Genomic DNA, 10,540 nt, shown 5'->3' with positions numbered 1-10,540 from the left:
CGCCAGGCCCTACGAAAGCTCAGCTCAACGCGAGGCCGCGCTACAGCCCTTCATCCATCACTACAACTGGCATCGGCCACACTCAGCCCTCAACCATCAGCCGCCCATGAGCCGGATACCGGCCATGAACAACCTGCTGAAACTCGACATCTAGCGCGTCAGCGCCCGCCCCCCTTCGCCCAAGGCCAGCGACAGGTAATGCCGGAGGTAGCGAGCGCGGGCCTCGCACCCCCAATAAGCCCCGAGCGCGTCCAACTGGGAAATCCGCACGCAGCCGAGCGCCTCGTGCGCCGCACCGGGGCACCCCGACAACACCGGAAGCGTCACTGCAACCGGCGCCGGTCGGTGGGTGGCGATCGACTGCCGCATCCCGTGCGCCAGTTCGTCGGCCGACGGGCTCAACGCATGGCGCACATCCGATGTCGGCACCCAGACCGCGCCCCGGAGGGGCAGGACCCGGATCCGGGGCCGCTCCTCGAAGGCCGTCTCCCACTGGACCTCGATGTGGATCGGAGCCAGGGGCCGCCGGGGCGGTCGCGGGCGCGCGCAGTCCCCGGCCAGCGCCAGAAGCTTGGTGAACATGGGCTGCGGCGCCTCCACGCTCAGTCGGGATGCCGGCTCGCGTCCGGGCGACCCGGCACCGCTTCATCGGCGATGCGCTCGAGCTCCGAGAGGATGGCCCAGGCTTCGCCCTCCTCCCCATCGAAAGCCTCGGTCAGCAACTCGACGGCGAAGTCCATCTGCGTCGGCGTGAAGAACTGCGCCACCATGCCCATGGTCTGGTTGGCGCTGCGCAGCGGGCGGCCGGTGGCCGTCTCGGCCAGATACAGGGCCCGAACCAGGTTGACCTGCGGATAGCTCAGCGCCTGCTCGCCGCAGGCGCGCAGATGGGCCGTCAGCGCGCGCGCAGCGCGTCGGCAGGCGGTCAATGTCTCGGGGCTCAGGGCTGAAGCTTGTGCGTCCGCGCGGCCACCCCTGGCAAGCAGGTCCGCGGCGGTGTGTGTGGTGTTCGGGCTCATGACCCTAGCATCGACGAGGTTGCTGAGGACTGCCTTAAGTCGAAGGTATTGGTCGAGTTTGAAGATCCTGTGTTTTTATACAGTTACTTCTGTAGAATGAACCGCCCACCATCACCACACAAGGCGAGACCATGCCCCACCCCACGCCCTCGTCGAACGCCGGCAGGGTGCTGCCGTTCGAGCCTCGACCCCGCGTTGCGAGGCGCAGGTCCTGGCCGTTTCCGGTGGCCTGCGAGCTGCCCGCAGCGCCGCAGATCAAGGCCCGGGCGGCACAGGTCATCGCCACCACCGCCCGCCACTGGCTGGGCCCGGCCTGAGGCCAACGGACGCTACTTCAAGCGTGCCAGCACGCCGCGCGCGGCCGCTGCACCGCTGGCCATCGATGCGGTCAGCAGGTAGCCGCCGGTCGGCGCCTCCCAGTCGAGCATCTCGCCGGCAAAGAAAACTCCCGGCAGCGCGACCCCCATCAACTGGTCGTCGAGCGCATCGAAACGCACGCCGCCGGCGGTGCTGATCGCCTCGTCGATGGGTCGCGCGGCCTTCAGCCGGAGCGGCACCGCCTTGAGGGTCTCGGCCAGCTTGTCCGGCGCATGCATCTCGTCGCGGTCGAGCACCTCGTGCAGCACACCGGCCTTGATGCCCTCGATGCCGAGCCGGCTCTTCAAGTGACTGGCCAGCGACCGTGCGCCGCGTGGGTGCAGCACCGCGGCGCGCACCTGCTCGGCGCTGCGATCGGGCAGCAGGTCGAGCATCAGCGTGGCGCTGCCGCGCTCGGCGATCTCGTCGCGCAGCAAGGCCGACGCCGCATAGACCAGGCTGCCCTCGATGCCGGTGGCGGTGGCGACGAACTCCCCCTTGCGCGCAAAGCTGCGACCGTGCGAATCGCTGAACGCGATCGCCACGGACTTGAAGGGCATGCCGGCGAAACGCTCGGCGAAGTGCGGCGTCCAGCCGAGGTCGAAGCCGCAATTGGCCGGCAGCAGGGGCGCCACCCCGACGCCGCGCCCAGCCACCCACGGCACCCAGGCGCCATCGGACCCCAGCCGCGACCAGCTGGCACCGCCGAGCGCCAGCACGACGGCGTCATGGGAGGCCGCGGCTTCGCCGTCCGGCGCGGCGAAGCGCAGCGTGGTGGCCACGGCCTGCGCGTCGTCCCAGCCGAGCCAGCGATGGCGCATGTGAAAGCGCACGCCGGCCTGCCGCAGCCGATGCAGCCAGGCACGCAGCAGCGGCGCGGCCTTCATGTCCTTCGGGAACACGCGCCCCGAGGTGCCGACGAAGGTCTCGATGCCCAGGCCCTGCGCCCAGGCCTTTACCTGGTCGGGACCGAAGGCGCGCAGCAGCGGCGCCAGTTGCTCGCTGCGCTCGCCGAAGCGGCCGGCGAAGCGTTCGAAGGGTTCGGAATGCGTGAGGTTCAAGCCGCCACGTCCCGCCAGCAGGAACTTGCGCCCGACCGAGGGCATGGCGTCGTAGAGATGCACTTCGACGCCTTCGGCAGCCAGCGTTTCGGCGGCCATCAATCCGGCGGGGCCGCCACCGACCACCGCGACTTTCTTTACTTGGTTCATGCGTCGAGTGTCACCGCTTTGCCTATCGCCGCCATAGCCTGGGGGCCGACCACGCCGCCACTTGGTTTCTGTCACAATGACCTGCACTTTGGCGACACCGAAACTCTCCGCGCAGAAGGACACAACCCCATGGCCAGCGACCTCATCAAACACATCTCCGACTCCTCCTTCGAAGCCGACGTGCTCAAGTCCGGCAAGCCCGTGCTGGTCGACTACTGGGCCGAATGGTGCGGCCCGTGCAAGATGATCGCGCCCATCCTCGACGAGGTGTCCAACACCTACGAAGGCAAGCTGCAGATCGCCAAGATGAATGTCGACGAGAACCGCGACATCCCTGCCAAGTTCGGCATCCGCGGCATCCCCACCCTGATGCTGTTCAAGGACGGCCAACTCGCCGCCACCAAGGTCGGCGCGATGAGCAAGGCGCAACTCACGGCCTTCATCGACCAGCAGCTCGCCTGAGCCTTGTCCGGCTGCCTGCGCGCAATGCGCCGGCAGCCGCCGATTTTCCTGTCATAATCTCCCGCAGATCACCGGCCCTTCCAGGGACCCGGTTCGAGTTCCCCGGTTTGTGAGGCATTTCTCGCCTCTCCTCAAACCTCCCCCTCCTGGTTTCAGACTGATTTCCCCGCACGGGGTCATTCCATGCACTTAAACGAACTCAAGGCACTCCACGTGTCCGAAGTCCTCAAGCAGGCCGAAGCCCTTGAGATCGAAAACGTCGGCCGCATGCGCAAGCAGGAGCTCATGTTCGCGATCATCAAGAAGCGCGCGAAGGCCGGCGAACAGGTGTTTGCCGACGGCGTGCTCGAGATCCTGCCCGACGGCTTCGGCTTCCTGCGCAGCCCCGACACCAGCTTCACCGCCAGCACCGACGACATCTACATCTCGCCGAGCCAGGTGCGGCGCTTCAACCTGCACACCGGCGACATGATCGAAGGCGAAGTGCGCACGCCCAAGGACGGCGAGCGCTACTTCGCGCTGACCAAGCTCGACAAGGTCAACGACGGCCTGCCCGAGAACAACAAGCACAAGGTCATGTTCGAGAACCTGACGCCGCTGTTCCCGAAGGAGCAGATGAAGCTCGAGCGCGACGGCTTCAAGGGCGAAGAGAACATCACCGGCCGGATCATCGACATCATCGCCCCCATCGGCAAGGGCCAGCGGGCCCTGCTGGTGGCACCGCCCAAGAGCGGCAAGACCGTGATGATGCAGCACATCGCGCACGCGATCAGCGCCAACTACCCCGAAGTGCACATGATGGTGCTGCTGGTGGACGAGCGGCCCGAAGAAGTGACCGAGATGCAGCGCACCGTGAAGGGCGAGGTCATCGCCTCGACCTTCGACGAGCCCGCCGCGCGCCACGTGCACGTCGCCGAAATGGTGATCGAGCGCGCCAAGCGCCTGGTCGAGCTCAAGAAGGACGTCGTGATCCTGCTCGACTCGATCACCCGCCTGGCCCGCGCCTACAACAACGTCGTGCCGTCGTCGGGCAAGGTGCTCACCGGCGGTGTCGACTCCAATGCGCTGCAGCGCCCCAAGCGCTTCCTCGGCGCGGCGCGCAACGTGGAAGAAGGCGGCTCGCTGACCATCATCGGCACCGCCCTGATCGACACCGGCAGCCGCATGGACGAAGTGATCTTCGAAGAGTTCAAGGGCACCGGCAACTCCGAAATCCACCTCGACCGCCGCCTCTACGAAAAGCGCGTGTTCCCCTCGATCCAGCTCAACCGCAGCGGCACCCGCCGCGAAGAGCTGCTGCTCGCGCCCGAGATCCTGCAGAAGACCCGCATCCTGCGCCAGCTCATGTACAACATGGACGAGATCGAGTCGATGGAGCTGATGCTCAAGAACATGAAGGCGACGAAAACCAATGTCGAGTTCTTCGACATGATGCGTCGCGGAGGCTGATCGCCTCCTCGCGCTGACGCCCTGTCAGCGCGCCGCCAGGGCCCGGCCTTCCGCCGCGCTCTGGCGACCCAGGTCGAGCAGTTCCATCAGCTCGACCGCCTGCTCCGGCGTCACCGGATTCGGGCCCTTCCCCAGGATCGCATCGCGAACCGCCGCGTAGTAGCTCACGTAGTTTCCGGCCTGCGTGGGCAGCTTCTGCGTGCGTGCGCTGCCATCCAGCCCCACCAGCGTGAGTTCGCCGTCGACCGGGTCGGCGCCCCATTGGGCATCGCCGGGCCGGCCGCCGGCGCGCAGCGCGTCTTCCTGCGGATCGACGCCGCGCTTCAGGTAGCTGCCCCGGGTGCCGTGCATGATGTAGCGCGGCGCCGGGAACGCCGCCAGCGTGGTCGCGTGCAGCACCACCCGCAAGGGCGCGTGCTCGCCGCTCTCGTAGCGCAGCACGGCATGGAAATAGTCTTCGACCAGCGCGCGCTCGCGCAGCGCGGCGGTGTCCAGCTGCAGCGTGTCGGGCCGGCCGAAAAGCTGCACCGCCTGGTCGACCAGGTGGGCGCCCAGATCGACCCACAGGCCGGCGCCGGGCACCGGCTGTTCGCGCCAGCGCTCGCGCACCTGCGGCCGGAAGCGGTCGAAGTGCGATTCGAAGAACACCGGACGACCGAGCTCGCGGCGCGCGAGCAGGTCGCGCAGGCTCAGGAAGTCCGAGTCGAAACGCCGGTTCTGGTAGACCGACAGCAGCCGCCCCTGGCGCTTCGCCAGCGCCGCGAGATCGCGCGCCTGGGCCGCATCGAGGGTGAAAGGCTTGTCGACCACGACGTGCTTGCCGGCCTCCAGCGCCGCCCGCGCGACCGGATGATGCTGGGCGTTGGGGGCGGCCACCACCACCAGGTCGATGTCGCTTCGACGCAACAGCGCACCGACATCCGGGACCACGTCGACACGCGGCCAGTCGGCATGCACCTTGTTCGGCTGGGAGCTGGCCACGGCACCGAGCTCGAGCCCCGGAACCGCCGACAGCACGGGCGCATGAAAGGTCTGGCCGGCGAATCCGTAGCCGACCAGGCCGGCCTTCAGGGTGGGAGATGGCATGTTGAAACGGGCCTCTGGCGCTGAAACAAGGCAGTATGCGATAATTGCGGGCTTAGCGAAAAGTGCTCTCGTTGGCGTCCTGCCCGGCAAGTGGCTCTCGCATCGACCCAAAGGATTTGAATCATGGCTAAAGAAGGCATTCACCCCAACTACCGCGAAGTTCTGTTCGTTGACCTCTCGAACGGCTTCAAGTTCGTGACCCGTTCGTGCGCGAACACCAAGGAAATGGGCAAGACCGACGACGGTCGCGAACTGCCTCTCTTCAAGCTCGACACCTCGAGCGAGTCGCACCCCTTCTACACCGGCACGCAAAAGTCGGTCGACAACATGGGTGGCCGCGTCGAGAAGTTCCGCAACCGCTTCGGCAAGACGACCGGCGCCGCCTCCAAGTAAGGAAGGCGCTTCCGCGTCGAGGGCAGCCCGGTTTACCGCGCTGCCCTTTTTCACATCTGCCTCCCTCGAACTCCCGACCCTTGAACCAGCCGACGCCCGCGATCGTTGCCCAAAGCGCCGTGCGCCGCCTGCCGCGGATCGCGCTGCTGCTTCTGTGCGCGGCCTACCTGATGCCGGGGCTGCTGGGCCGGGGGCCCTGGAAGAGCGCCGACATCGCGGCCTTCGGCTTCATGGCCGAGCTCGCGCAGGGCGGCGGCGGCCTGGCCCGCTGGTTCGATCCGATGCTGCTGAGCCTGAGTCCCGAGACGCCGGCGCTGCTGCCCTACTGGATCGGCGCCTGGGCCATCAAGATCGCACCGGCCTGGATCAATCCCGACCTCGCAGTGCGGATCGCCTTCGCCCTGCTGCTGGCCGGTGCCTTTGCCGCCACCTGGTATGCCGCCTACTACCTGGCGCGCACGCGGCGGGCGCAGCCGGTGGCCTTCGCCTTTGGCGGCGAGGCCCGGCCCACCGACTATGCGCGGGCCATCGCCGACGGCGCCCTGCTGGCGCTGATCGCCTCGCTGGGCCTGGCGCAGCTGGGCCATGAAACCACGCCGGCGCTGGCCCAGCTGTTCTTCGCCGCGCACCTTTTCTACGGTGTCGCGGCGCTGCCCTATCACCGCATCGGCGCCTTCGTCGCCTTGCTGGTCGGCAGCCTCGGCCTGGTGCTGTCCGGCGGACCGACGGTCGGCCTGGCGCTGGGCCTGGGCTGCGTCGGGGTTCTCGTCGCGGAGCGCCGCCGCAGCAGCAGCGACGACGAAACGCCCGAATCCGAGCCGACCTACAGCCGCGGTGCCATCGCCGCCGTGCTCGGCACGACGCTGCTGGCCACCGCGCTCGGCGCCGGGCTCGGCCTCTTCCAATGGAAGATCGACCTGCCCGGCAGCGACCCGAACGTGCGCCTGATCGCCGACTTGCGCGACCAGGCCAAGCTGCTGCTGTGGTTCACCTGGCCGACCTGGCCGCTGGCGGTGTGGACCCTCTGGCGCTGGCGCCGGCAGCTGCTCGCGCGCCACGTGGCGCTGCCGCTGTGGTTCGCCCTGGTGCCGCTGCTGGCGACCTGGACCACCGATTTCTCCGAGCGCTCGCTGCTGCTCGGGCTGCCGGCCCTCGCCACGCTGGCGGCGTTCGCGCTGCCGACCCTGCGGCGCAGCGTGGCGGCGCTGATCGACTGGTTCACGCTGCTGTTCTTCACCGGCTCGGCGATCATCATCTGGGTGATGTGGGTGGCGATGCAGACCGGGGTGCCGGCCAAGCCGGCCGCCAACGTCGCCAAGCTGGCGCCCGGCTTCGTGCCGCATTTCTCGGCCGTGGCCTTCGTCTTCGCGCTGGTCGCGACGCTGGCCTGGGCCTGGCTGGTGCGCTGGCGCACCGGCCGCCATCGCGCCGCGCTCTGGAAGACCCTGGTGCTGCCGGCCGGCGGCGCCGCGCTGTGCTGGATGCTGCTGATGACGCTGTGGCTGCCGCTGCTCGACTACGCGCGCAGCTACATCCCCCAGGTCCACGCGATTTCCGAAAAAGTCGGCCAGACCGAGTGCATTTCCGAACTCGCGCTCAGCCGGCCGCACATCGCCGCGCTGCGCTACCACGGCAATTTCAAGCTGAGGTCGCTCGCCACCGAGGCGCCCTGCCCCTGGCTGCTGGTGAGCCCGGCGGCGATCGCCCGCCTGCATGACATCGTGAGCCTCGACGGCTGGCGCCTGATCGGCACCCTGCGCCGCCCGACCAGCCCGAGCGACGACCTGCTGCTCTACCAACGCATCACGCCGGCCGGTGGCGGTGGCTAGCAAGCCGGGCGCCACCCGGGATCGAGGCCTGATCGCACGCCACGCAGCGACGGTGCTGGTCGGCCAGCTCGCGGTGATGGCCTTCGGGGTCACCGACACGATCGTGGCCGGCCGCTATGCCGAAGGCGCACTGGCCGCCCTGTCGGTCGGCTCGGCGATCTTCATCAGCGTCTACGTCTCGTTGATGGGCGGGCTGCAGGCCCTGCTGCCGATCTGGGCCGAATTGCACGGCGGCCGGCGCACCGCCGATGTCGGCCGCTCGGTGCGCCAGTCGCTCTACCTCTGCGCCGCCGCGATCGCGCTCGGCATGGGGCTGCTGCTCTTTCCCGCACCGCTGCTGCGCTGGACCCAGGTGCCGGCGGCCATGCGAGATGACGTAGAGGCCTACCTCCAGGTGCTGGCCTTCGCGCTGGCGCCGGCGCTGCTGTTCCGCGTCTTCAGCACCCTCAGCCAGAGCCTGGGCAAGCCCCAGCTCGTGACCTGGCTGCAGCTGGCGTCGCTGGGCCTGAAGCTGCCGCTGTCGATCTGGTTCGCCTTCGGCGGCGCCGGGCTGCCGGCGCTGGGATTGGTGGGCTGCGGCTGGGCCACGCTGGTGGTCAACTACGCGATGCTCGGCGCCGCCGTCTGGCTCCTGCGCAGCGATCCCTTCTACACCGGCTACCGCTTCTGGCAGCGCATCGAGCCGCCCGACTGGCGCCAGCTGCGCCAGTTCGCCCGGCTGGGCGTGCCGGCCGGGCTCTCGGTGCTGGTCGAAGTGACGTCGTTCACGCTGATGGCGCTGTTCATCGCCCGGCTGGGCACCGCGGCCTCGGCGGCCCACCAGATCGCCGCCAACCTCACGGCGGTCGCCTACATGGTGCCGCTGTCGCTCTCGATCGCGACCAGTGCGCGCGTCAGCTACTGGCTCGGCGCCGGCGACGCCGCGCTCGCGCGGCGCGCCTGCGCCCGCGGCTTCGAGCTGACCGTGCTCTTCGCCTTGCTGTTCGCGGGCGCGATGGCGGCGCTGCGCTGGCAGCTGGCCGCCGTCTATTCGGCCAACCCGGCGGTGATCGCGCTCGGCGCCACGCTGCTGCTGGCCACCGCGCTCTATCACTTCGCGGACGCGCTGCAGACGCTGTGCGTCTTCGTCCTGCGCTGCTACCACGTCACGGTGATGCCGCTCGCGCTGTACTGCGCGCTGCTGTGGGGCATGGGACTGGGCGGCGGCTACCTGCTGGCCTATCGCGGCATCGGCCCCTGGGGCGCGATGGCGTCACCGCTCGCCTTCTGGCTCATGGGCGCGGCGGCCCTGGCGCTCACGGCCGGCCTGTTCGTCGCACTGCTGCTGGCGACGCTCAGGCGACGGCGCTGAGGGGCGTCGCCTGCCGCAGCCGGGCCGGCGGAAACACCAGCGCGAAGCGCGAGCCCTTGCCAAGCGTGCTCTCGATGCGCAGCTCGGCGCCGTGGCGCTGGGCGATGTGCTTGACGATCGCCAGCCCGAGGCCGGTGCCGCCGGTCTCGCGCGAGCGGCTGCGGTCGATGCGGTAGAAGCGCTCGGTCAGCCGCGGCAGGTGCTCGGCCGCGATGCCCGGACCGCTGTCGCGCACCGCGTACTCGCCACGGCCGTCGGGCAGCAGGCGCCAGCTGACGGCGACCTGGCCGCCGCCGGGCGTGTAGCGGATCGCGTTGCTCAGCAGGTTGGACATGGCGCTCTGCAGCTCGGTCGGCGCGCCGGCGATCTCGGAGTCGGCTTCCATCGAGAACGACAGGCGATGCCCGTGCGAGCTCAGCCGGCTCGACAAGCCCCGGCCCTCGTCCTCGCACTGCGCCATCAAGGCCCGCATGCGGGTCCAGCGGGTCGCCGGCGGGGCCGCGCTGCCCTCCAGCCGCGACAGGGTCAGCAGGTCGTTGACCAGCGTCTCCATGCGGTGCGACTGCTGCGACATCAGGCCCAGGTAGCGGGCCCGCTCCTCGGCGTCGAGCGGCAGGTTCTGCAGCGTTTCGACGAAACCGGCCAGCACCGTGAGCGGGGTGCGGATCTCGTGCGAGACGTTGGCAACGAAGTCGCGCCGCATCGCCTCGGCCTGCTCGAGCGAGGTGATGTCGCGCGTCAGCAGCATGCGGCGGTTGCCGGCATAGGGGTGCACCTGCACCGACAGGCGGGCCGGATGGCTGCGCTGCTGCGGCCCCTGGGCATCGATCACGACGTCGCGGCTGTAGTTCCAGGACGCCAGGTAGGCGACGAACGCCGGGTCGCGCACCAGGTTCGCCATGTGCTGCAGCAGGTCGCGTTCGGCATCGATGCCGAACTGGCCGGCGGCCGTCTGGTTGCACCATTCGATGCGGCCCTGCTCGTCGAGCAGCACGACACCGTTCGGCGAGGCCTGGATGGCGGCCAGGAATTCCTGCAGCCGGTCTTCGGCCTGGCGGGTCTGCTGTTCGCGCTCGCGCAGAAGCTTGCGGATGCGCTCGGACAGCTCGCCCCAGACGCCCGCGCCGCGCGAAGGCAGCCCGGCCGCATCGCGGCGCAGCACGTTCAGCAGCCGCTGGGCGCGCCAGGCGTCGAGCACCAGCCACAGCACCGCGCCCAGCCAGGCGCCGAGCCAGGCGTGGTGCCAGTTCAGCAAGGCCGTGGCCAGGGCACCGCCAAGCGCGGACGCCGTGAGGAAGGTAGCGATACGAAACGGCATGCCGGGCAATTATCCCGCCCGGCCGGAACCGGCAGGGCCTCTTGCAGGAAAGCTAATCGGTTGAG

The 10,540-nt window shown here is 69.2% G+C and carries 12 protein-coding genes; 7 read left to right on the top strand and 5 right to left on the bottom strand.

Features of this window, described 5'->3' with window-relative positions; all coding sequences use genetic code 11:
• A partial coding sequence (locus AC1DF3_RS33770) for an integrase core domain-containing protein (RefSeq protein ID WP_478142360.1) occupies positions 1-154 on the top strand: 154 nt, incomplete at its 5' end.
• Here the strand turns inward: AC1DF3_RS33770 and AC1DF3_RS33765 are convergent.
• A complete protein-coding gene (locus AC1DF3_RS33765) occupies positions 151-582 on the bottom strand; it encodes a hypothetical protein (RefSeq protein ID WP_286532087.1) in 432 nt (143 codons plus the stop codon). The genes AC1DF3_RS33770 and AC1DF3_RS33765 overlap by 4 nt on opposite strands.
• Before the next feature lie 20 nt (positions 583-602).
• Positions 603-1,019 (bottom strand): hypothetical protein, encoded by a 417-nt coding sequence (locus AC1DF3_RS33760; protein WP_286532089.1) that lies wholly within the window; start codon positions 1,017-1,019, stop codon positions 603-605.
• Between the two features lie 131 nt (positions 1,020-1,150).
• On the opposite strand from AC1DF3_RS33760, the gene AC1DF3_RS33755 reads away from it, so the two are divergent.
• Positions 1,151-1,336, top strand: coding sequence for a hypothetical protein (locus tag AC1DF3_RS33755; RefSeq protein ID WP_286532091.1), 186 nt, complete (start codon positions 1,151-1,153; stop codon positions 1,334-1,336).
• Positions 1,337-1,348: 12 nt separating this feature from the next.
• Here AC1DF3_RS33755 and AC1DF3_RS33750 read toward each other — a convergent pair whose 3' ends face one another.
• Entirely contained in the window at positions 1,349-2,587 is a 1,239-nt protein-coding gene (locus AC1DF3_RS33750; RefSeq protein ID WP_478142359.1) for a TIGR03862 family flavoprotein, read from the bottom strand.
• Between the two features lie 129 nt (positions 2,588-2,716).
• On the opposite strand from AC1DF3_RS33750, the gene trxA reads away from it, so the two are divergent.
• Together trxA and rho are read left to right on the top strand one after the other, a co-directional pair.
• Positions 2,717-3,049 (top strand): thioredoxin TrxA, encoded by a 333-nt coding sequence (trxA, locus tag AC1DF3_RS33745; protein ID WP_028253873.1) that lies wholly within the window; start codon positions 2,717-2,719, stop codon positions 3,047-3,049.
• Positions 3,050-3,232: 183 nt separating this feature from the next.
• Complete coding sequence (gene rho / locus AC1DF3_RS33740) at positions 3,233-4,498, top strand: transcription termination factor Rho (protein ID WP_158722484.1); 1,266 nt, start codon at positions 3,233-3,235, stop codon at positions 4,496-4,498.
• A 24-nt stretch (positions 4,499-4,522) separates the two neighbouring features.
• On the opposite strand, the gene AC1DF3_RS33735 is transcribed toward rho, so the two are convergent.
• Positions 4,523-5,584, bottom strand: coding sequence for an oxidoreductase (locus tag AC1DF3_RS33735; protein ID WP_478142358.1), 1,062 nt, complete (start codon positions 5,582-5,584; stop codon positions 4,523-4,525).
• A gap of 123 nt (positions 5,585-5,707) precedes the next feature.
• Between AC1DF3_RS33735 and AC1DF3_RS33730 the strand changes: the two genes are divergently transcribed.
• The 3 genes from AC1DF3_RS33730 (at position 5,708) to AC1DF3_RS33720 (ending at position 9,157) form a co-directional block, all read left to right on the top strand.
• Positions 5,708-5,977, top strand: coding sequence for a type B 50S ribosomal protein L31 (locus tag AC1DF3_RS33730; RefSeq protein ID WP_158722485.1), 270 nt, complete (start codon positions 5,708-5,710; stop codon positions 5,975-5,977).
• An 80-nt stretch (positions 5,978-6,057) separates the two neighbouring features.
• Entirely contained in the window at positions 6,058-7,806 is a 1,749-nt protein-coding gene (locus tag AC1DF3_RS33725; protein ID WP_478142357.1) for a hypothetical protein, read from the top strand.
• Entirely contained in the window at positions 7,799-9,157 is a 1,359-nt protein-coding gene (locus AC1DF3_RS33720) for an MATE family efflux transporter (protein ID WP_478142356.1), read from the top strand. The genes AC1DF3_RS33725 and AC1DF3_RS33720 overlap by 8 nt, the downstream gene beginning before the upstream one ends.
• Here AC1DF3_RS33720 and phoR read toward each other — a convergent pair.
• Positions 9,141-10,475 carry a phosphate regulon sensor histidine kinase PhoR gene (gene phoR / locus AC1DF3_RS33715; RefSeq protein ID WP_478142355.1) on the bottom strand — a complete coding sequence of 445 codons (1,335 nt, stop codon included), beginning with the start codon at positions 10,473-10,475 and terminating at the stop codon, positions 9,141-9,143. The two genes, AC1DF3_RS33720 and phoR, sit on opposite strands and share 17 nt — an antisense overlap.
• Positions 10,476-10,540: the final 65 nt, after the last annotated feature.

It is taken from the genome of Variovorax sp. 10N432 (assembly GCF_056394465.1).
Note: the sequence above shows the minus strand (reverse complement) of the source record. Positions and strands in the feature narration are given on the sequence as shown.